Origin of the sequence: Acinetobacter ihumii, assembly GCF_900625095.1 — a bacterium.
GTDB classification, from domain to species: Bacteria; Pseudomonadota; Gammaproteobacteria; order Pseudomonadales; family Moraxellaceae; genus Acinetobacter; species Acinetobacter ihumii.
Map to the genome: position 1 here is coordinate 1,366,292 of NZ_LR130760.1, position 22,507 is coordinate 1,388,798.

At 40.6% G+C, this 22,507-nt stretch carries 21 protein-coding genes and 1 tRNA gene; 11 read left to right on the forward strand and 11 right to left on the reverse strand.

All coding sequences use genetic code 11. The features are described 5' to 3' along the window. Positions 1-78: 78 nt before the first annotated feature. Both E0D95_RS06390 and E0D95_RS06395 read left to right on the forward strand, forming a co-directional pair. Entirely contained in the window at positions 79-879 is an 801-nt protein-coding gene (locus tag E0D95_RS06390; RefSeq protein WP_130803107.1) for an A1S_2505 family phage non-structural protein, read from the forward strand. Positions 880-1,080: 201 nt separating this feature from the next. Beyond that, positions 1,081-2,517 carry a sensor domain-containing diguanylate cyclase gene (locus E0D95_RS06395; RefSeq protein ID WP_130803108.1) on the forward strand — a complete coding sequence of 479 codons (1,437 nt, stop codon included), beginning with the start codon at positions 1,081-1,083 and terminating at the stop codon, positions 2,515-2,517. 17 nt (positions 2,518-2,534) lie between these two features. On the opposite strand, the gene ykgO is transcribed toward E0D95_RS06395, so the two are convergent. Further along, entirely contained in the window at positions 2,535-2,660 is a 126-nt protein-coding gene (ykgO, locus tag E0D95_RS06400; RefSeq protein WP_130803109.1) for a type B 50S ribosomal protein L36, read from the reverse strand. A 141-nt stretch (positions 2,661-2,801) separates the two neighbouring features. Then, on the reverse strand, positions 2,802-2,984 hold the full coding sequence (locus E0D95_RS06405; RefSeq protein ID WP_130803110.1) for a hypothetical protein: 183 nt from the start codon (positions 2,982-2,984) through the stop codon (positions 2,802-2,804). A 214-nt stretch (positions 2,985-3,198) separates the two neighbouring features. On the opposite strand from E0D95_RS06405, the gene E0D95_RS06410 reads away from it, so the two are divergent. Continuing rightward, positions 3,199-4,431, forward strand: a complete 1,233-nt coding sequence (locus E0D95_RS06410; RefSeq protein ID WP_130803111.1) for a pyridoxal phosphate-dependent aminotransferase — start codon at positions 3,199-3,201, stop codon at positions 4,429-4,431. 66 nt (positions 4,432-4,497) lie between these two features. On the opposite strand, the gene E0D95_RS06415 is transcribed toward E0D95_RS06410, so the two are convergent. The 3 genes from E0D95_RS06415 to E0D95_RS06425 all read right to left on the reverse strand — a co-directional run bounded on the left by E0D95_RS06415 (position 4,498) and on the right by E0D95_RS06425 (position 8,280). Next, positions 4,498-6,342, reverse strand: a complete 1,845-nt coding sequence (locus E0D95_RS06415; RefSeq protein WP_130803112.1) for an FAD-dependent monooxygenase — start codon at positions 6,340-6,342, stop codon at positions 4,498-4,500. Positions 6,343-6,390: 48 nt separating this feature from the next. Next, positions 6,391-7,314 carry a VOC family protein gene (locus E0D95_RS06420; RefSeq protein ID WP_130803113.1) on the reverse strand — a complete coding sequence of 308 codons (924 nt, stop codon included), beginning with the start codon at positions 7,312-7,314 and terminating at the stop codon, positions 6,391-6,393. Between the two features lie 105 nt (positions 7,315-7,419). Next, complete coding sequence (locus E0D95_RS06425; RefSeq protein ID WP_130803114.1) at positions 7,420-8,280, reverse strand: fumarylacetoacetate hydrolase family protein; 861 nt, start codon at positions 8,278-8,280, stop codon at positions 7,420-7,422. Positions 8,281-8,439: 159 nt separating this feature from the next. On the opposite strand from E0D95_RS06425, the gene E0D95_RS06430 reads away from it, so the two are divergent. Beyond that, positions 8,440-9,123: a GntR family transcriptional regulator gene (locus E0D95_RS06430; protein WP_165443235.1), complete on the forward strand. Its 684-nt coding sequence runs from the start codon at positions 8,440-8,442 to the stop codon at positions 9,121-9,123. 33 nt (positions 9,124-9,156) lie between these two features. On the opposite strand, the gene E0D95_RS06435 is transcribed toward E0D95_RS06430, so the two are convergent. Beyond that, positions 9,157-9,582, reverse strand: a complete 426-nt coding sequence (locus tag E0D95_RS06435) for a hypothetical protein (protein ID WP_130803116.1) — start codon at positions 9,580-9,582, stop codon at positions 9,157-9,159. A gap of 238 nt (positions 9,583-9,820) precedes the next feature. Between E0D95_RS06435 and E0D95_RS06440 the strand changes: the two genes are divergently transcribed. Then, positions 9,821-9,896 (forward strand) — tRNA-Asn (locus E0D95_RS06440). 161 nt (positions 9,897-10,057) lie between these two features. Here the strand turns inward: E0D95_RS06440 and glnA are convergent. Then, positions 10,058-11,467, reverse strand: coding sequence for a type I glutamate--ammonia ligase (gene glnA / locus E0D95_RS06445; protein WP_130803117.1), 1,410 nt, complete (start codon positions 11,465-11,467; stop codon positions 10,058-10,060). Positions 11,468-11,812: 345 nt separating this feature from the next. Between glnA and yddG the strand changes: the two genes are divergently transcribed. Next, positions 11,813-12,691, forward strand: coding sequence for an aromatic amino acid DMT transporter YddG (gene yddG, locus E0D95_RS06450; RefSeq protein ID WP_130803118.1), 879 nt, complete (start codon positions 11,813-11,815; stop codon positions 12,689-12,691). A gap of 96 nt (positions 12,692-12,787) precedes the next feature. Here yddG and E0D95_RS06455 read toward each other — a convergent pair whose 3' ends face one another. Beyond that, positions 12,788-12,988, reverse strand: coding sequence for a hypothetical protein (locus E0D95_RS06455; protein WP_130803119.1), 201 nt, complete (start codon positions 12,986-12,988; stop codon positions 12,788-12,790). Positions 12,989-13,297: 309 nt separating this feature from the next. Here E0D95_RS06455 and E0D95_RS06460 point away from each other — a divergent pair, with 309 nt between their 5' ends. From E0D95_RS06460 to E0D95_RS06475, 4 genes are all read left to right on the forward strand, one after another. After that, positions 13,298-13,882, forward strand: coding sequence for an anthranilate synthase component II (locus E0D95_RS06460; protein WP_130803120.1), 585 nt, complete (start codon positions 13,298-13,300; stop codon positions 13,880-13,882). After that, positions 13,883-14,932, forward strand: a complete 1,050-nt coding sequence (trpD, locus tag E0D95_RS06465) for an anthranilate phosphoribosyltransferase (protein ID WP_130803121.1) — start codon at positions 13,883-13,885, stop codon at positions 14,930-14,932. It abuts the gene before it with no gap. Between the two features lie 10 nt (positions 14,933-14,942). Further along, positions 14,943-15,749, forward strand: coding sequence for an indole-3-glycerol phosphate synthase TrpC (gene trpC, locus E0D95_RS06470; protein ID WP_130803122.1), 807 nt, complete (start codon positions 14,943-14,945; stop codon positions 15,747-15,749). A 180-nt stretch (positions 15,750-15,929) separates the two neighbouring features. Then, entirely contained in the window at positions 15,930-16,634 is a 705-nt protein-coding gene (locus E0D95_RS06475; protein ID WP_130803123.1) for a Smr/MutS family protein, read from the forward strand. Between the two features lie 10 nt (positions 16,635-16,644). On the opposite strand, the gene xdhC is transcribed toward E0D95_RS06475, so the two are convergent. The 3 genes from xdhC to xdhA are packed head-to-tail and all read right to left on the reverse strand — an operon-like array spanning position 16,645 to position 21,519. After that, positions 16,645-17,622 carry a xanthine dehydrogenase accessory protein XdhC gene (gene xdhC, locus E0D95_RS06480; RefSeq protein WP_213073710.1) on the reverse strand — a complete coding sequence of 326 codons (978 nt, stop codon included), beginning with the start codon at positions 17,620-17,622 and terminating at the stop codon, positions 16,645-16,647. Positions 17,623-17,636: 14 nt separating this feature from the next. After that, the gene (xdhB, locus tag E0D95_RS06485; protein ID WP_130803125.1) at positions 17,637-20,018 is read right to left on the reverse strand and encodes a xanthine dehydrogenase molybdopterin binding subunit; all 2,382 of its coding nucleotides are present in this window, start codon (positions 20,016-20,018) and stop codon (positions 17,637-17,639) included. Position 20,019: 1 nt separating this feature from the next. Continuing rightward, entirely contained in the window at positions 20,020-21,519 is a 1,500-nt protein-coding gene (gene xdhA, locus E0D95_RS06490) for a xanthine dehydrogenase small subunit (protein ID WP_130804847.1), read from the reverse strand. Positions 21,520-21,889: 370 nt separating this feature from the next. On the opposite strand from xdhA, the gene folE reads away from it, so the two are divergent. After that, complete coding sequence (gene folE / locus E0D95_RS06495) at positions 21,890-22,438, forward strand: GTP cyclohydrolase I FolE (protein ID WP_171478572.1); 549 nt, start codon at positions 21,890-21,892, stop codon at positions 22,436-22,438. The last annotated feature ends 69 nt before the right edge of the window (positions 22,439-22,507 follow it).

Genomic DNA, 22,507 nt, shown 5'->3' on the forward strand with positions numbered 1-22,507 from the left:
TTAATTTCACATTTTAGACTTGACCCATCTGCGTTTCCTCTGCAACATGGGAGAAATTACAATCAGAACTGAAACGACATGGCATATCATTATCACGACGAAAGCATTGTCACTGAACTTCCTGAAGATACGGTTTTTGTCTTTGGTAGTAATATGGCGGGACAACATACACACGGTGCAGCGCGTGTTGCAGCACAGCATTTCGGCGCAGTCAATCATGTTGGTCGTGGCTGGGCGGGTCAAAGCTTTGCCATTCCCACTTTAAATGAGCATTTGCAGCGCATGCCCTTGTCGCAAATTGAGCATTATGTCGATGATTTTAAAATCTATGCCGAACATCATCCGAAAATAAAATATTTCATTACGGCTTTAGGCTGTGGCATTGCAGGTTATAAAGTCTCTGAAATTGCGCCCTTATTTAAAGGCATTCACAACAATGTGATTTTGCCAGAATCCTTTAAACCTTATATTGATGAAAATGCCATTTCACAATTTCCAGATTTGACCTCGCATACCGTGCAGTCTTTTATTCATGATGATGTGATCTTCTATTTTGATCATGGAAGTGACTCTTTTGAGGAAGCATTAAATAAGACTGATTTGAACGATGCTGAAAAATCAATCGCGCTGATTGTTTTAAATGAAGAGATGTATCCACGTGACCGTTATGGTCGTGGACGTGAAAATGAACTTGAAGATATTTTAAGTAAGTTAAATGGTAAGATTTTTAACTTTCATGGTCATAGCGAAGGCGCGATGATTTTTGTCGGGGTCATTGTTGCACTGATGGAGCTTTATGATATTGATGAACAGGATTTTATAAAACTCTGGCGTGGTGATATCACCATTCAGCATCCGATTAATCGAATTAAACCTTAGAACCTGAAAAATGCGCTTTTATCATGCACAGATGAAAGAGCATTTTTGATTTTTATTTTTGGCATTGATATACAAAGCATTTTTAATACAAATTTGTATGATCATCATTAAATTGATTGTTTATTACACTCATCTATTTCAAAGCGTCATGCTTGGTTTTATACTCCATTAAAAATCAAATCATTCATTGGAACTTCCTGAATGCAGACTTTAGATTCATCTATTTTTGACCTTGCACCAATTCCAATGTGGCTGGAAGATTACAGCGATATAAAAATCCAGTTTGATGCGTGGCGCGCTCAAGGCATTAAGGATCTGTACACATTTTTAAGTGAAGATCTTGATCGAGTTCGCCAGTGTGCACATAAAATAAAAATTATCTCGGTCAATCAACAAACACTGGATTTATTTGAAGCTAATTCTCAAGAACATTTATGTAGCAATCTGGATCGGATCTTTCAGGAAGATATGTTTAAGTCCCATATCCATGAATTAGTCGATTTATGGCAAGGGAAAACCCATTTTTCCAGTGTTGCAGTCAACTATACGATATCTGGAAAACGTCTGGATATTCAATTACGAGGGGCAATATTACCGGGTTATGAACAAAGCTTTGAGCGTTTGTTAATCACAACGGAAGATGTCACCTCCTATCAAAACGCACGTAGACTCGAAGAAAAAAATCGTCACTTGGCTGAGGCAAGATTTGTTTATTCACCTGCTTCACTTTGGGTCGAAGATTTTAGTCGAGTGAAGGTTCGAATCGATCAATTAAAACAGATTGGAATTGATGATTTTCGTACTTTTTTAGATGTCCATCCTGAGTTTGTTAATCAATGTATTGAGGATATTTTAATACTGGATATTAATCAGGCGACACTGGATTTATTTCAGGCACCCGATAAACAAACCTTACTTAAAAATATTCACAAAGTTTTTTCAAATGAAATGTTAAATACTTTTCGTGAGCAACTGATTGAGCTCTGGAAAGGCAATATTCATCACCAGCGCGAAGCCATCAATTATGCGTTAGATGGCAGTATCCGCAATGTGCTTTTACAATTTACGGTATTTCCGGGCTATGAAGAAGACTGGGGACTGGTTCAAGTTGCTTTGACTGATATTACCGCACGCAAGAAGGCCGAAAATTATCTGGAATATTTAGGTAAGCATGATGTGCTGACTAAACTTTATAATCGTTCATTTTTTACTGAAGAGCTGAATCGGCTGGAACGCAGTATTTTACGACCAGTTTCCTGTATCTTTTTAGATATGAACGGCTTAAAAGAAGTCAATGATCAACTCGGACATGATGTGGGTGATGGCTTATTGCGTCGTGTCGGCAGTGTATTGACTCAAGCCATTCAAAATACCACCTATACTGCATCACGTATTGGCGGTGATGAATTTGTAGTATTGATGCCGGGAACAGATGAAACAGCCGTGTTGGTCATGTTACAGACCATTCAGGAACTGTTTAATATCGACAACCAATATTATTCAAGCCAACCGATTAGCATGTCTTTTGGTTCTGCGACCACACTTGAAAATGAAAGTATCGAATCTATGCTGAAACGGGCTGACCAACAAATGTATCAACGCAAAAAACATTTTTATCAGGATAAAGAAGCCAGTTAAAAGCATTCAAATAGCTTTTAGCCCTGACGCGCTTTAAAACGTGGATTAGATTTACAAATCACATAGAGCTTGCCACGACGACGTACAATTTGACAGTCAGATGAGCGTCGTTTTGCACTTTTAAGAGAAGATAAAACTTGCATGAATAAGCCCTATTTTTGATACATTATATCATTACATTAAAATATTTATTTAGCGACGTCAAGTCTAAAATATTTATAAAAAAACCCTTCATGTTTAAATAAAGGGTTTTCTGATACATAGTTTTCAATGTCGACAGAAATCTAGCGTTTTCCCATCGATCGACGTGTACCACGCGGTGGCATCCAAGTACGATCTGCATATTGTTCAGGTTTTGGTCGAACCTGATTATGTACGGCATCTTCGTCATCGCGATCAGCCGCTTGAGGCATTGGAAAAGGTAATTTTACAGCCGCCTTTTTCGCTTTGGGCTTTTGTTCACTCATGATGTTCACTTAAATTGGGTGATCTTTATATATCTTAAATGATTTTGACCAGAGATGCCGCTAAAAATAACAAAGCATATTGTGATTCGATCATTTCGATGACATTCGTTTTATATTTTTTATAAATTTGTTTGGATAATAAAACATGTATCCAAGATTTTGGGCTAAGATAGTATGCTTTTATTTTTTTAATCCCATAAGAAGGAATGCTGCCGTGGACGTACGTCTGTCTGATCGTGTAAATGCCATCAAACCGTCCCCTACTCTTGCTGTTACCAACAAAGCTGCTGAGCTTAAAGCAGCGGGTAAAAATGTGATTGGTTTAGGTGCAGGTGAACCAGATTTTGATACCCCGCAACACATCAAAGATGCTGCTATTGAAGCCATTAACAATGGTTTTACTAAATATACCGCAGTTGATGGTACGCCAGGCCTAAAAAAAGCAATCATTGCAAAATTTAAACGCGATAATAATCTTGATTATCAAGCCAACCAAATTTTGGTGTCTTGTGGTGGGAAACAGTCTTTCTTTAACTTGGCACTTGCTTTGTTAAATAAAGGTGATGAAGTGATTATCCCTGCACCTTACTGGGTCAGCTATCCAGATATGGTGATTATCGCTGAAGGCACACCTGTCATTGTAAAATGTGGTGAAGACCAGCGTTTTAAAATCACGCCTGAACAATTAGAAGCAGCAATTACACCAAATACGCGTTTACTGGTATTGAACAGCCCTTCTAACCCAACAGGCATGATCTATACCAAAGCTGAACTTGAAGCATTGGCTGAAGTTTTGCGTAAACACCCGCAAGTGTATATCGCATCTGACGACATGTATGAACCGATTCGTTGGGAAGATGAGTTCTACAATATTGCAACCGTTGCTCCAGATTTGTATGACCGTACCATTGTTTTAAATGGTGTATCAAAAGCTTATGCCATGACAGGCTGGCGTATTGGTTATGCCGCAGGTCCTGCAAAATTAATCGGTGCGATGAAAAAAATTCAGTCTCAATCTACTTCGAACCCAACTTCGATTTCACAAGTGGCTGCTGAAGCTGCATTGAATGGTCCACAAGATGTGCTTGAGCCAATGATTGAAGCATTTAAACGCCGTCATGATTTAGTGGTAAATGGTTTGAATGAAATTCATGGCATTAGCTGCTTACCAGCCGATGGTGCTTTCTATGCTTATGCCAATATTCGTCCATTGATTCGTGCTAAAGGTTTAAAATCTTGCACTGAGTTCTCTGAATGGTTGCTTGAAGAAACTGGTGTTGCCGTTGTACCGGGTGATGCATTTGGTCTAGGTGGATTTATGCGTATTTCCTATGCAACAGCAGACGAAGTACTTGTTGATGCGTTAGCCCGTATTAAGAAAGCAGCTGAATCGATTGATGGTATCGATGCTGCAATAGCATCCATTGAAGCTGAGAAAAAAGCTTAAGTTTTTTAAGCTTTTAAATAAAACCCCGTTAGAGTGATCTAACGGGGTTTTATTTAAATATGGGTTTTAAAGTTCATGTATGGCTGCCAATACTGAATCATTATTTTTTGATTTTTCCTGATGTACTAAACCAATATTTGAACGATCCAGAATCTGATCAATAATCTGCAATAATAGCTGATTTGCATTTTCACGTGCCTGATGACTACGCCATGCGACATGATGATCTGGTCGCACCAATACGCAACCATTTTCATTAATTTCACGTAAAGTCGTCCAATCACCATAAGAGTCAAAATACTCAAGCCCCAGACCAATTTGTTTCACATATACTTTGAAACCTGTCTGCTGTTCAACGTATTGTGCTGCTTGCAGCCAACATGCTCCACCATGTCCTGTTAACAGGGTCATTTGGCCATGCCCACAGATATCGAGTGTTGAAAGTTGATTACCTTTGGCATCATGCAACCATGCATGTGGCAATTTTGCTCCCGGACTTGTGGTCGGTTGATAATACAAATCTGCATCTTGAGTTTTTTGCGGCGCGCTGGGTTCACTGACAATGGCCTGACTGGCATAGTATTGACCAAGCTCTACACCATGACAATTAAACTGATAATGTTGTAATTGTACGGCTTGATGCAACTGGTCGCGGCGTTGCTGACCCAATTCAGTATCTTTGTACAGTTCATTTAAACTGTCCCAACCTTCTTGTTCAGATTGTCCCGGTTTAAAACCCAAAGCCTGAGAAATTGGCAGCATATTTTTAACCGATTGCATGGCACGATCAACCACACCTTTGCCGACTGGTTGACGTTCTTGCGTATAGGATTCCAGCAAGCCCTGACCAGCTTGTCCTTTTAACACCATCGCCAGTTTCCATGCTAAATTGAATGCATCCTGAATCGATGTATTGGTACCTAAACCATTTGCGGGTGGATGACGATGAACGGCATCTCCCATACAAAATACGCGACCTTTGGAATATCGCTCTGCCACAATATGATTGATTTGCCATTTACTGGTGGTTAAAACTTCGATATCAATTTCATCATCACCTATGACTTTTTTGGTACGGGCAATCATCGCTTCATGACTCAAATCAGGCTCACCTTCGGCAGGATCATACATATATAACATGATCCATTCATCCCACGGTTTGACACAAATAAAGGTTCCACTTCCTACCCAGTAATCGCTGCCCGGCTGAACAATCCAGTACAAAACACCCGGACGATGTTCACAATATTTGGTTAAATCTGCTTTCAACCAGACATTGACCGCGCAACCCAAGCCCATTTCACCTTGTAAATTCAGTCCTAATTGATCAACCACCAGACTTCGTGCGCCATCTGCTCCAATCATATATTGTGAGCGAACAGTCAATTCTTGTTGCGTGGTTCGATCTAAAATCGTCGCGGTTACGCCCTGATCATCCTGTACAAAATCGAGCAATTCCGTATTAAAGCGTGTAAGTGATCCTGCTCGTAATGCTTCATTGGCTAAAATTGGCTCTAAAATGTGTTGGGGAATATTACACATCTCTGATGGACTGGCTTTTTCATAATCTGACTTGCGCTCAATCGCATTACCCCATGTCAGAAGCCGAGCAATTTCTTGTCCTGAAAAACTGGTTGCCCAGATATTATTGGCCATTAAATCATGTGGTAAAGACAGGGCTTTAACCTGCTCTTCAACCTGTGCATCACGAAAGACTTCTACCGTACGCTGGTTGGTAATGTGCGCGCGTGGCCCGTTGGCAGTCCAACTATGTTTATTAATCAATAGATTCTTGATACCGTACCGAGAAAGTAATAGCGATGAAACCAATCCTGCTGGACCACCACCCACAATCAGAACAGGCACTTCAATATCATATTTTGCTGTATTTTCTGTAGATGAATGACTCATGATGAAACTCCATTTCACATATTGAGCGATAATTTGACGAGTAATGATTTAAACGACTTCGTAATTCACAACAAAATCTTCTGGGACATTCGGTCCCCATAAGTACAAAGAATCTTCTGGATCATGATTGGCGGCGGGCCACTCAAAACCAGCAGGAATAAAGTCAATATCGTAGGAATACTCGCAATAGCTGCCCCACGGATCGCGCACATAATAAAAATAATTGGAGCCGAGCACATGGCGACCTACACCCCAGCCCCGATTCCAGCCTTGTGCAAACATTTGCATTGCACCAAGTCCAACTTCTTCAAGTGAACCGACGTCCCAGCTACAATGATGAAATCCTGCTGCGCTCGACTGAGCAAATGCAACGGTATGATGATCTGCACCATGTGGCGCATGCATAAATGCTACAATGCCTTCTGAATAATCAGACAGATTTAAACCGAGGGTCCGATGATAAAACTCAATGCTACGGGCTAAATCTGAGGTAAATAATAGAATATGTGACAGACGCTGTGGTCTTACCTGAGTGGTTAAACGTCGATAACGTGCACCACGTTCACCCCCATGTGCTTCTGCATAGCTCACAGGTTTTTTACTATCAGGTGTCACTTTATTCGCAACACGAATATCAACTGAAATCCCGTCTAAATCTTGAAAAGTAAATCCTTGATCATGTTCAGTGATGCTTATATTTTCCGCCAAAACTCTCTGTTTTAGCGCATCAATATCTTGTTGATAAGCCCCAAAGCAAACCTGACGTAAAACTTTTTTATCCGCTTGACCGATATATGCCCAAATATGATCATCCTGAAATGTTCTTAAAACTAGACGATCTGCCTGTTGTTCGACCCTTAAACCAAAATCCTGATAAAACTTTTGTGCAACCGCTAAATCTGGAACATCAATAGAAAAATGATCAACTGAATGTATGCCAAAAGGTCGTTGCGTATCTAATGTAGTTTTCATTGCAATCCTCTCTAGGTCATCAAAAGTAATCCTTACTTTCTCTCTGGATTGAAACTGAATAATAAAGTAGCTGAATAAAAGCGTCCTATTCAGCTCTTTTGTTCATTATTTGGTTTCATTGCGAATAGGTGAATGCAAAATGCCAATTTGTTCAATCTCTACTTCACAAATATCACCTTCTTTCATCCATAAAGGTGGCTTGTGACCAAGACCCACACCGGCAGGTGTACCAGAAACTATCAGATCACCCGGTTCGAGCGTCATTGCTTCACTGATCGTACTAATCAAGGTTTCAATATCGAATAACATGTCATTGGTATTGGCTTGTTGCACAATTTTGCCATTTAATCGTGTGGTCAATAACAAGCCTTTTGCACCTGCGGGTAGTTCATCGGCGGTCACAAACTCTGGACCAAAAGCACCTGTGTCATCAAAGTTTTTACCCACCGTCCATTGAGGTGCTTTAAACTGATAGTCACGAATAGAAGCATCATTAAAAATAGAATATCCAGCAACATAATCCAGCGCATCTGCTTTTGAAATATGACGACCACGTTTACCAATAATCGCAACCAGCTCACCTTCATAGTCCAGTTGCTCTGAACACAAAGGACGTTTAATCGGCTGCCCGTTGGCAATTAGGCTAGAATTAAACCGTGAAAATAAAGTTGGATAATCTGGCTGCTCATAAGGAGATTCTTTCGTGTGGTCAGCATAATTTAATCCAACACAAATAATTTTTGGCGGTTGGCTTAAAGGCGGTAATAGTTCGACGTAATTCAGGTCAATTGTACTTCCTTGTTTTAGTACTTCTGCGGCGTGTGTCAATGCATCACTGCCTTGTTGTAGCAACTGCTCCAAACTACCCAGATAGTTTTCTTCTGCTTCGCTAAGACCCTTGAGTTGATCACCCACCCGAATGGCCAATCCTTTTTTACCTGCCTGCATATAACTTAAAAATCGCATGGCTTTACTCCCTGTATGTATCGCTTAAAAAGTGTGCATACATTCAATATAATCTAAAAATATATTTTTTCAACAAAAAATATATTTTTTTATAAAATATTTATATTCCACTTTTTTTTGCGTATACTTTTAACTATGAGAGAAAAGTTAGCCATAAAAATGATGACTTCAAAAACGTTAAGCCAAACAGAAATTGTTTATCGATCAATACGCGATGACATTCTTTCGTGTAAACTTGCACCGGGTTCTAAACTCAAAATCAATGAACTTTGTGAAAAATATGCAGCCTCATTAGGTGCAGTTCGTGAGGCACTCTCGCGCTTATGTTCTGAAGAATTAATTATTTCTGAAGCACAAAAAGGCTTTCGGGTCTCACCTATTTCCACCAAAGACCTACAAGATTTAGCGAATACCCGTATCCATATTGAGAGTTTGTGCCTTGAACAAGCCATTAATAAAGGTGATTTATCTTGGGAATCCAATATTGTCGCCAGCTTGCATCGATTGAATCATTTGCCTGAACGACAAGCCAATGCCCCCGAACTGACCGACAATGTTTGGGAGGAAGCGCACAATGCCTTTCATAATGCACTGATCGCGTCATGTGATAGCTATTGGTTACAGCATATTCGTAAAATATTAAGTGTGCAGAATGAACGTTATCGCCGCCTTTCTGCTGTACTTGATCAACATGATCGTGATTTAAAACAGGAACATCAACATATTGCTAATGCTGTACTTGAACGTAATATTAAAATGGCTCAACAATATATCGGAGACCATATTTTGACGACCACCCAAATTGTGCTCGGTAATTTTGATCTTTCAATTGCGGAGCTTTAACTGTAAAAGCTCCAGATAAAATACTTCAGCCCATTAACTCAAACGCTTTGGTCGTTCCAGACTCAAATAATGACAATAATAAGGCAGGGTTTGCTCAAGGCTTATTTGTTTAACCTGCTGCTCTTCTGTACTCCACGCCAAAGCAGAAGTTTTTGCAAAAAGCCCTTTACGTTCAATTGCAAAAAGAAAAAGTGAGTTATGCCAACATTCTGTCAGGTGTGTCCATAAACTCTGATCAGCATGACTCAAAATTTTAACTTGATGCTCAGTCCACTTATCGCCCAACCAGAGTTGCAATAAATCACCCAGATAAATTTTTTCTTCACTTACGATAGAAAAATGAATATGGGCATCTTCAACAGACTGATAGTACAACGCTGGATCACGCAAAATATCCAGATAGCGAGTTTGATAATATTGAAATTGAGAGAAAATCTCTTGGATATGAAGTGTTGGCATGATACTGCCCTCCGATTTAGCCATTTAGTGCTGGCAAGTTGGGTTAAATCCACACAGTTTGAATTTGAGTTCAAACAAAATTATGCTTTTAAACATAGCAATCTATAATCTAAAGCACAAGTATTTTTACACCCGATGTGACATTTGTTCAAATAAGCAACATACACACGCAAAATGAAAGAAACATGAAAGATTAGGCTTGACCCTGTTTAAAATCCCCTTATAATCGCTTTCAGATTCTCCCATAGCTCAGTCGGTAGAGCGACGGACTGTTAATCCGCAGGTCCCTGGTTCGAGCCCAGGTGGGAGAGCCAAATACGAAAAAGCCCGCAGCATTAAAGCGGGCTTTTTTTACGTCTAAAATTTATGTTTCAGGTCTCAACTACCATTCTATTTTCTGTCTCCATAAAATGTACTATACAAATTAAAGCATAAAAAAGCTCGCATTCAGCGAGCTTTTTTAAATTAATATGAATTACAGGCTGTAGTACATATCAAACTCAACTGGGTGAGTCGTTGTATTTAAACGACGTACGTCTTCAGTTTTAAGTTCGATATAAGCATCCAACATTTCTTTAGTGAACACGCCACCTTTAAGAAGGAATTCGTGGTCATTTTGAAGGGCTTCAAGTGCCATATCAAGGCTATGAGCCACTGTTGGGATTTTTGCTTCTTCTTCAGGAGGAAGGTCATACAAGTTTTTGTCAGCAGCTTCGCCCGGATGGATTTTGTTTTGAATCCCATCGATACCCGCCATCAACAATGCTGCAAAGCCCAAGTACGGGTTCATCATTGGATCTGGGAAACGAGCTTCGATACGTTTGCCTTTCGGGCTAGACACGTAAGGAATACGAATAGACGCTGAACGGTTACGTGCAGAGTAAGCAAGCATGATTGGTGCTTCGAAGTGAGGAACCAAACGCTTATAAGAGTTTGTAGATGGGTTTGTGATGGCATTCAAAGCACGAGCATGCTTGATGACACCACCGATGAAGTAAAGTGCCATTTCTGACAAACCTGCATATTCATCACCAGCAAACAAGTTCTTGCCATCTTTAGAGATTGACATATGAACGTGCATACCAGAACCATTATCACCCACCATTGGTTTAGGCATAAAGGTAGCTGTTTTTGCATATTGATGTGCAACGTTCCAAACCGCATATTTAAATTGTTGTACTTCATCCGCTTTACGAACAAGCGTATTGAAGCTCACACCAATTTCTAACTGGCAAGATGCAACTTCGTGGTGATGTACTTCTACACGACCTGGACCCATGATGTCTTCAATTTTTGCACACATTTCAGCACGCATATCTTGATGAGAATCAACTGGTGGAACTGGGAAGTAACCCCCTTTAACACGTGGACGGTGACCAGAGTTACCAGACTCATAGTCTTTACCAGTTGACCAAGCCGCTTCTTCAGCAATTAAAGTATGACGAGCACCAGACATGTCGATGTCCCATTTCACTTCGTCAAATACAAAGAATTCTGGCTCTGGACCGAAGAATGCTGTATCACCAATCCCCGTTGATTTTAGGTATTCTTCTGCACGACGAGCAATCGAACGTGGGTCACGCTCATAACCTTGACCAGTTGAAGGCTCAATGACGTCACAAGTGACAACAACTGTAGGCTCAGCAAAGAACGGGTCGATAAAGCCAGTTTCTGCATCTGGACGTAAAATCATGTCAGATGCTTCAATGCCCTTCCAACCAGCAATTGAAGAACCGTCGAACATTTTACCGTCTTCAAAAGTATCTTCATCAATTGAATCTGCTGGATAAGTAACGTGTTGCTCTTTCCCTTTAGTATCGGTAAAGCGAAAATCGACCCATTTTGCGCCACTTTCTTTGATGAGTTCGAGGACCTTGTTCGCCATGCTCTGTATGCTCCAGTGAAGTATTATTGCACTTGTGAAGTGCGTGTTAGTCGTTGGCTGTTATAAAGCAAATCCCATACCAACTTTTAAAGACTATTCTAATTTATTGAATTCCTTAGCAGAAAACCTAAATAGAGTTCATCGTGACTAAACTATTATACTGCGTGTAATTTTAAATGCACCATATTCAATCATTTTCATTTTTGTTTAGATTTCTAATTATTTTTATGTTTCATAATGGTGCATTTTTATTTTTATGTATTAATCCAGTGCATCTTTGTCGGAATAGCATGTTCAAGCTGAGTTCGCTAATATGACCGTATTGCTAAAGCTACGAATTTTTACATGAAACCCTCAACCGCTAATCTACTCGGGCTGTCATCTATCTTGATTTGGGCCAGCATTGTCGGCGGCGTTAAACTAATTACAGAACAATTAACCCCCTTATTGGCGATTGCACTGCTTTATAGCGTCAGTGCAATCAGTATGGTCATTTTAAACCGTAAAACCATTACATTTGCTTTACCTAAGACATATTTAATTGTTTGTGGGGGCTGTTTTGTCCTATATGAAGTTTTGTTTTTAAGCGCAATTGGCTTATCACATACCCGCGACGAAGCCCTGATTTTAGCCATGGTGAATTATCTATGGCCAAGCTTTACGTTGTTATTTGCTTATTGGTTTCGGCAAGTTTCTTTTCAGTTAGCTGCATATCTAGGTATTCTGATTTCAATCTTTGGTTTGGCTCTTGTTATTAACCCCAATGTTTTAAATATTTCGTTATTGTTAAAGACCATCGCCCAAAACCCAAGTGCTTATTCACTGGCTTTTATTGCAGCAATTTTATGGTCATTTTACTGTATATTTACACGAAAATATGCTCAAGGACACAATGCAGTTCCCTTATTTTTTTGTTTAACTGCACTTTCATTGTGGGTTTTATTTTTTATTTCTAATCAATCTTGGCAACAACCCTTAGCTTCACTCTGGTTGATGATTATCGTGATGGGCAGCTTGATTGGAATGGCATATAAAAATTGGAACCAAAGTCTTCAATTTGGGCAGATTCAGTTATTGTTGCTCGCGTCTTATTTTACTCCGATTTTATCGAGTTTATTTGGCAGCATCATTTTAGGTATTATACCAGTTTGGACATTCTGGCTGGGCACTTTTCTCGTTAGTTTTGGCGCACTACTGTGTTGGCGATTTAGCAAAAGCATTTGAAATGATTTAAGCAAAAATTGCCAAGTAAAATTAAAGCCCAATTTTGCGTTGGGCTTTTGATTGTTATCTCAATAAGTGATTTAAGTTAAAACCTTTTCACTCATCAATTTCTATAGGGTCACCATCTTCAGGGCGAATATGCGGTTCACCATCTTCCGCAGGATCGACACTTGAACCATCTTTGGTTATGGTGTTGTACAATTCATCTTCTTTTTTATCATCAATGAATTCTTCATCTGCAAAATCCATTGGCTCGTCATCATCATTAAAATCTAAAGGTTTTTCTTCGTCTATCATGGTCGATCCGTCACTTATATTGAATTGAATGTAGATCATATAATCTTTAAGCATTTATACGTGACATTCAACAGCAGACAAGCATGGTTTATGTAACAGTGAACTAAAAAGATTTTAATAAAACTTGATGAAAAATTTACTGCTTGTGCTCATGCGTGCAAACTGTAGTTAAACAAGATGAAAATTGATACTATAGCCGCTTAGTTTGGCGGCTTTATTTTGAGTGAAAATCTTAAAACGGGTTACTAAACAGGTAACACAAACAAGCTAAATAAATATCTAAATATTTTTCAATAGGTTGCGTTTACAATGCTGCTCATGATCGACAATTACGACTCTTTTACGTACAACATCGTCCAATATTTTGGCGAGTTAAATCAAGACGTTAAAGTAGTTCGCAATGACCAAGTCACATTAGAGGACATTGAACGATGGCAGCCGAAGTATTTGGTGGTCGGTCCAGGTCCTTGTTCGCCAACCGAAGCAGGGATTTCCATTCCAGCGATTCACCATTTTGCAGGGAAAATTCCCCTGCTCGGTGTTTGCCTAGGACATCAAGCGATTGGACAGGCTTTTGGTGGCCATATCATTCGTGCCAAAACCGTGATGCACGGTCGTTTATCCGATATGCATCATATTGATAAAGGCATTTTTAGTGATTTGCCATCACCATTTTCAGCAACACGTTATCACTCTTTAGTGATTGAACAGGAAACCTTACCTGAGTGTCTGGAAGTGACCTGCTGGACCAATCAAGCAGATGGTTCGATGGAAGAAATTATGGGCGTCAAACATAAGACACTCCCTGTTGAAGGTGTGCAGTTTCACCCTGAATCGATCTTGAGCCAACATGGTCACCAAATCTTCAAGAATTTTTTAGAGATTTATGCATAAATGAATATTCAACAAGCGTTAAATCATATCACCAAAAATATTCATCTCACTCAAGCGCAAATGGAAGATGTGATGCGTAGCATCATGCAAGGTGAAGCCACTGAAGCACAAATTGGCGCGCTGATGATGGGTTTACGCATGAAAGGTGAAAGTATTGATGAAATTACCGCTGCGGCGCGTGTTATGCGTGAACTTGCGATTAAAATCGATGTCAGTGATGTCCAGTATTTAGTTGATATTGTAGGTACAGGTGGCGATGGTCAAAACCTGTTTAATGTTTCAACCGCATCCAGTTTTGTGATTGCTGCGGCAGGTGCAACCATCGCTAAACATGGTAATCGTGGTGTGTCGAGTAAATCAGGTTCTTCTGATTTATTAGAACAGGCAGGGATTAATCTCGATCTGGACATGCAACAAACTGAACGTTGCATTCGTGAAATGGGGGTCGGTTTTTTATTTGCACCGAATCATCATAAAGCCATGAAATATGCGGTTGGTCCACGTCGTGAACTCGGCATTCGAAGCATTTTTAATTTACTCGGTCCGCTTACGAATCCGGCTGGGGTAAAACGTTTCGTAATTGGTGTGTTTTCAGATGAACTCTGTCGCCCAATTGCAGAAGTGATGAAGCAACTTGGTGCAGAACATGTGATGGTGGTGCACTCCAAAGATGGTCTGGATGAAATTAGCCTTGCATCGCAAACCTATATCGCAGAACTCAAAAACGGCGAAGTGACTGAATGGATACTCAATCCTGAAGATGTTGGCATCACTTCTCAAACTTTAAGCGGTTTAATGGTGGAAGACTCTAGTGCCAGTCTAAAATTGATCAAAGATGCGTTGGGTCGTAAAAAATCTGACATTGGTGAAAAAGCGGCCAATATGATTGCCCTGAATGCAGGGGCAGGTATTTATGTATCAGGGCTGGCCACCAGCTATAAACAGGGCGTGGCTTTAGCACATGATATTATTTACGGCGGACAGGCACTTGAAAAGATGAGCATCTTGTCTGAATTTACCAAAGCATTAAAGCAATACGCAAACAACTGAGGTTATCCAAATGATCCAGATTCAAAATACCATCTTGGGTAAAATCGTTGATCGTAAGCATGAAGAATTGGCTGATCGTTTAAAACAACGTAGCCTGAAAGATGTCGAAGAGTGGGCACAACAAGCGACACCTGTTCGTGGTTTTGCTCAATCGTTACACAGTAAACGTCCCAGTGTAATTGCAGAGATTAAAAAAGCATCGCCATCTAAAGGCGTGATTCGCGCTGACTTTAATCCTGCTGAAATTGCAGCACAATATGAACAGGCAGGTGCAGCTTGTTTATCGGTACTGACGGATGTCGATTTCTTTCAGGGTGCAGATGAAAATATTGCCATCGCGCGTGAACATTCTAGTCTTCCTGCCCTGCGCAAAGACTTTTTGGTTGATCCATACAATGTGATCGAAGCACGTGCCTTACAAGCTGATTGTATATTGTTGATTGTGGCGTGTTTGTCTGATCAACAACTTGAAGAAATGTCGAAGACTGCATTTGAATATAACTTGGATGTTTTGGTTGAAGTGCATGACGAACAAGAGTTGGAACGCGCACTTAAACTTTCTGAGCAATGTTTATTGGGCGTGAATAATCGTAATCTTAAAACCTTTGAGGTTGATTTAAATACCAGTTTGCGCTTAAAGAAGCTTCTTGATCCTTCGCGTTTATTGGTCACTGAAAGTGGTATTGCTACACCGAATGATATTGCCATGATGCAGGATCATGATATTCATGCGTTCTTGGTGGGCGAAAGCTTTATGAAACAACCACGACCTGACCACGCCTTTACGGCATTGTTTGGTGTACCAGAACAAGTTTAATGTTGAAACAGACGACTGTTTCATTTCTTCAAAACTGCTTAAGTTTAAACACTTAAGCATTTTTTGTTTTCACAAATATGTTGCAGATTGTGATTAAGACGAACCGATCTTATGATCTCTTGTGTTTTTCATACTATAATCCTCTCAAATATTTTTTATTGTGATTCTTTAATTTCAGTCATGAGCAAACACGACACCTCCCTCTCCAAAGCCCAACAAGATTTGTTAAAACAGTTTAAAAAACAAATCTCAAATGGTCAGGAAAAAGTGAGTAAACAACAAACGTCAAATAAACAACCCATTTATAATGGTCCTCAAACTGAACCAGAAGATGACAGTCAATTGTTGAGTAAAGCATTGCAAGGTGTAAAACCGATTGATACTGGTAATATCGCGGATATTAAACCCAGCCGTGCAAAAAAGGTTGATGCGCAAACCCTAGCCAAACGCGCAGCGGCTGAAGGTAGTGCTGATACTGAAGATGCTGAACTGTCTGACACTCAAGCGGTGCTTAACCCAGTGGCGAGTCAGGCAAGCCTGAGTTACCGTATTGCGACTTTACAACACAAAGTCTTTGAAGATTTAAAAGCAGGTAAATTACGCTGGTTTGAGGCAGTAGATTTACATGGCTGTACAGTAGAACAAGCGCGTTCTGCGGTGTTGCAGATTATTCAGATGGCCAAAGCTGAAAATCAAAATGTCATCAAGATTGTACATGGCAAAGGTCCCGAAGCCATTTTAAAAACCTATGTGAATGGCTGGTTGCGTCAGCATCGTGATGTTTTAGCTTTTATCAGTGCGCCTGAAAATCAAGGCGGTACAGGTGCAGTTTTGGTTCTACTCAAACGTGCAGAGAAAAATCCGAAATTTGATGCACAGAAATGATTCAATACAATCATTTTTGTATATCAAAAACCTGTAGTAACTGCGCCACGACTGAAACTGCGATGATTGCAGGTTGTTTTGAAGTGATTCCAGTCATTCCAATCGGGCAAATCAAACGCTGCAAATCTGTCTGAGTATAACCTCTGGCAGACATGCGTTTTTCAAAAATTGCCCGTTTACTTTTTGAACCAATCATCCCAACAAAAGCAAAAGGTTGCTCTGAGGGTTTTAACGCTTCAAAACACAATTGTAAATCCAGTTGATGATCATGGGTTAAGATTAAAATTGCACCCTTTCGGTCAAAATGGGCAATTTCCGTTTCAGGTAAATCAGTACTAATACAATCAATCTGCTCGGTTAAATCCTCTGGAAAGATATCATCGCGACTATCCACCCAACTAATCTGCACCCCAATCGGCAGTAAGCAACGCACAATTGCCTCACCGACATGACCTGCACCAAAAATCATGACTTTCATGGCATAAGGTTGAACTGTCTGAACCCATTGCCAATCCGTATCAACTTGCTGGAAATCACAATTCAGTACAGTTGATGAATCATTTGCAATCGACCAAATAGATGTTTGTTTATTCGATATTTGTCGAACAATACGCTGTCCTTTTTGCCAAGCCTTTTCACAAGCAACAAGATCATGATGCACAGCCTCTATTTTTTCAAACAGTAACCACATCACGCCCCCGCAACATTGCCCCAAACGTGCACTCAGATTAAATCGCTCAACAAACTGTTGTCGTGCATCAAGACTCAACAGCATGTTTTTTGCAATATCAATTGCTTGAAACTCCAAATGACCACCGCCAATGGTATCGGATTGTTGTATTTGCTGTTGCTGATCCAGTCGAAGTAGCATGCTTGCTCCGACTTCGCGCGGAGTAGAACCATCAGCTCGAACGACTGTGACCAGTACGGCAGCAACACCTTGCGCTTGCCATTCGACTAAATCTCGCCACCATTGTAAATGCTGTATTGCCATCGAAAAAACTATCTAAGATGCGGCTGTGGACGAGCTGCCATGGCTTGACCCCGACCGATCGAAATCGCACGTAAAATTTCTTCTGCTGTTGCAGGTGCGTTCAATTCAAGTGGTGCATCTTCTGGAATTGCTGCTTGTACCGCTTGGCGGATGGCAGAAAACACTGAAAGCCCCAACATAAACGGCGGTTCACCTACTGCTTTAGAACGGTAAATGGTATCCGATGGATTTTCATTATCAAATAATTTGACATTAAAAATAGGGGGTATGTCTGCACTGGTTGGAATTTTATAGGTCGACGGCGCATGGGTAAACAAGCGTCCAGCATGCGACCCTTGTGGTTGCCAATACAGCTCTTCAGTCGTGAGCCAACCCATGCCCTGAATAAATCCACCTTCAATCTGTCCAATATCAATGGCTGGGTTAATCGAACGTCCGACATCATGCAAAATATCGGCACGTAAGACCTTCATCTCTCCCGTCAAAGTGTCAATCGCCACTTCACTCACTGCTGCACCATAGGCGTAATAGAAAAATGGACGACCTAAATGATTGACCTGATCATAATGAATTTCAGGGGTTTTATAAAAACCGCTATCCCAGAGTTGCACCCGTGCCATATAAGCACGATTCACTAAATCAGCAAATGCCCATGAATGACCATTTGCTGTGATCACTGTGCTATTTTCAAACTGTATTTGCGCTGCATCGCTATGGCTAATTTCAGCTGCCAGTTTAGCTAAACGTTCACGAATTTTGATACAGGCATTTTGTACCGCCTTACCATTTAAATCTGCACCACTCGATGCTGCTGTCGCAGAGGTATTGGGTACACGAGACGTATCTGTGGCAATCAGACGCACCCGATCAATCGGTAATCCTAATTCATGTGCAGCCACTTGACGGACTTTGGTATAAAGTCCCTGTCCCATTTCCGTACCGCCATGCGTAATGGCAACTGTACCATCCATATACACATACACCAGCGCACCCGCTTGGTTGTAGTGTACCGCGTTAAAGGAAATCCCAAACATTAAAGGTGTTAAGGCAATACCACGTTTAATGACGTCGTTATTTTGGTTAAAAATTTCAATATTTTGTTTGCGTTTAAAATATTGGCTGCTTTGCAATAATTCTTCGACTATTTTCGGCGCAACATTGTCCCGAACTTCTGCACCATAATGCATATGATCACGACCATTGCCCGGTTTTTCGGCAAAGAAGTTACGCTGACGGACCAAGACAGGATCACATTTTAAATGTCGAGCAATATCATCCATGATATTTTCAATCACAAACATCCCTTGCGGGCCACCAAAACCCCGATAGGCGGTATTGGAAACGGTATTGGTTTTACAACGCAAATTTCGTAGTTGTACCGCATTTAAATAATAGGCATTACCAATATGACAAATGGCACGTTCATTCACAGGTCCAGACAAATCCGCAGAAAAACCACAGTTTGATGCCAATTGCACTTTAAGTCCTTGTAATACACCTGCATCATCAAACGCCACTGACCACTCATACGCAAAACCATGTCGTTTGCCTGTCGAGCTCATGTCATCATCACGATCTAAACGTAATTTACAAGGTCGTCCACTTTTCTGTGCAGCCAGTGAGGCAATACATGCCCATTGTGCTGATTGCGATTCTTTACCTCCAAATCCACCGCCCATGCGACGTGCTTCAACACTGACCTGATGCATGTCAAAACCCAAGGCATGACAAATCAGAAGTTGCATTTCTGTCGGATGTTGTGTTGAACAATACACTTTCAAAGTATGGTCTTCTTGGGGAACAGCGTAAGAAATTTGACCTTCAAGATAAAAATGCTCTTGCCCACCCAGTTCAATTGAACCACTTAATTGATACTTTGCCGTTTGAAACGCTTGCTCCACTTCACCATGAGAAAAATCAACCGGTGGCAATACCCACGATTCTTTTTCGATTGCATCTTGAATACTGAGAATAGGCGTTTCTGGGACATATTCTATGTGTGCTAAGCGTACTGCATGACGTGCCTGCTGATAGGTTTTGGCAGCGACCACAAATAAAGCCTGACCATAAAATTCAACCTGATCTTCAGCAAAAATCGGATCATCATTGACAATCGGCCCCCAATTGTTTTTGATCAGAATATCCTTCGCCGTATAAACGGCATAAACGCCATCCGCCTGACGCACAGCATCCAAATTAAATTGACTCATTTTACCTTTGGCACACTTTGAAAAACCGACTGCCAAATGCAGGGTATTTTCAAGTTCTGGCAAATCATCAATATAAGTTGCAGTTCCTGTTACATGTAAATGTGCACTTTCATGTGGAATTGAATCTCCAGCTTTGGCAGATTGTCTTTGCACTGTTAAATGATCAATCGATTGATTCATATTACACCTCCACCAAAGCAATCAGATCATCCAGCCGGGCAACAGATGATTGCTTGATTTTCTCAATATAAAAACGCTGTAAACAGTTCTGCGCTACCTGTAAACGATACGCGGCACTAGCACGGCCATCATTTAACGGTTGATAGTCCTTTGCCAATGCGACTTGTGCCTGTTCAATCCGTTCAGGTGTCAGGCTCTGACCCAATAAAACTTTTTCAGCATTGAAGGCACGTTTAGGAATTGCTGCCATTCCACCGAAAGCAATTCTTATAGATTGCACCACATTATTTTTGTCCAACTCGCAGTAAAAAGCAGCACACACTGCGGAAATATCTTGTTCAAAACGTTTCGAAATTTTATAACTTGCAAATTTAAATGCTGTGGAGGGTTCACGAATTGGAATTAAGATCGTTTCGACAAACTCTCCAGTTTGTAGTGCAGTTTTTTGATAATCCAAATAGAAATCCGCTAAGTTCACTTCACGCGTTTGCTCACCACAACGTAAACGTAAGGCAGCATCCAGTGTAATTAATGCAGGCATTGAATCACCAATCGGCGAGCCATTTGCAATATTTCCGCCTAAAGTGCCTGCATTTTTAATTGGCATAGAGGCAAAACGGCGTTGTAGATCGGCGAAATCTGGATAAATTTCAGTGATTTTACTCAAGGCATCACTGAGGCTAACATTCGCGCCAATTTCTAAACGACCAGCTTGAACTTTAATGTTTTTTAGCTCTGGAACCTGACCGATATATAACAGATCTCCAAGCTCACGCCCAAGTTTGGTGACCCATAAGCCCACATCAGTACTGCCAGCGACAATACGTGCCTGCGGATATTGTTGACGTAAAGTAGCAAACTCCCGCAAGGTTTTGGGTGCAAAAAACTGTTGGTGAAGATAGGACAACTGTAAAGGTGGTAAATCCTGCATCTGTTTCAGTTCATCAATAATGTTCTGACGTTCCAGCATCATTTTTGGATAATCAAATGCTTTTTGTGCTGCATCCAAAATCGGGCGATATCCTGTACAACGGCATAAATTGCCTGAAATATAATCCGTCACTGTTGCTCTGCTTGGCATTTCTGCTTCATTTTCATACATCGACCACAACGACATAATAAAACCAGGCGTACAAAAACCGCACTGCGAGCCATGATATTCCAGCATGGCCTGCTGCACAGGATGTAAATGAGCTTCTGTGGAGCTAGAAAGTGTTTGCAAGTCTTCAACACTAAATAATGCTTTACCATCTAAAGTCGGTAAAAACTGGATACAGGCATTGACGCTGTGCAGTTGTAACTGGTCATTGACCAACTCCCCAATGACCACTGTACATGCACCACAATCTCCTTCAGCACAGCCTTCTTTGGTTCCTGTTTGACGCGTTTTGTCTGAACCTACATATTCACGTAAATATTGTAAAACTGTTGTGGTCGGAGAGAGCGTATCAATTTGCTGTTTTTGTCCCCTAAAATAAAATGTGATTGGACGTACTGACACTTTTGACATTTTCTATCCCTTTTTCTTTCTGCATCCAGATACCGTTTAATGAGCAAATAAAATGCCATTTCGTTCTATCATGTTGAATTTCCGCCCAACCAGATACCCTGTATAAGAGTTTAGATATATCCGAAGTTTCAGTTAGAAATTGCACATGCTCAGATCATTTTTAACAGACTTTTGATGCAAAAAAGCATAAGAAGTTTGTATTTGACGAAATATCGACCATGAACAAGCTGAAAATTATTCAGCTTTTATTTCGTCCTCTCTATCAGAATAAATATACGGCAAAGTTGCATGACCCACTTGTTCGGTTTTCTGATACAATGCCGAGCTTGTTTAGTAGAGTAAGCCAACACGTCTTATGTCAATGCAGCAATCCTATGCAAATATTCTGACCTCAGTCGGTGAGGATTTAAATCGTCCTGGGCTAAAAGATACGCCTATTCGAGCTGCCAAGGCATTTTCGTTTTTGACCTCTGGCTATGGGAAAACACTAGAAGAAGTCACCAATAGTGCCGTTTTCCCATCCGATAATCATGAAATGGTCTTGGTCAAAAATATTGAATTCTATTCTTTATGTGAGCATCACCTCCTTCCCTTTTATGGTCGGGTACATATTGCCTACTTGCCAGAAGGTAAAGTTTTAGGTTTGTCAAAATTCGCACGTATTACCGAAATGTTTGCACGTCGTTTGCAAATTCAGGAAAATTTGACGCAACAAATTGCGCAAGCTGTGCTGGATGTGACACAAGCGCGTGGCGTTGCTGTCATGATTGATTCAGCGCATATGTGTATGATGATGCGTGGCGTAGGCAAACAGGAATCTACAACGCGTACTGTTTCATTTTTAGGCGACTTCAAAACTGACAAAGAAGTCCGTCGTGAATTTTTAAGTGCTGTACCAGAAAGTTATTAATTTCTGGGCAATTTCATCAAAACCAGCCAGAAACTTTCTAAAATCTGGCGGTTTTAGACATTAACGAAG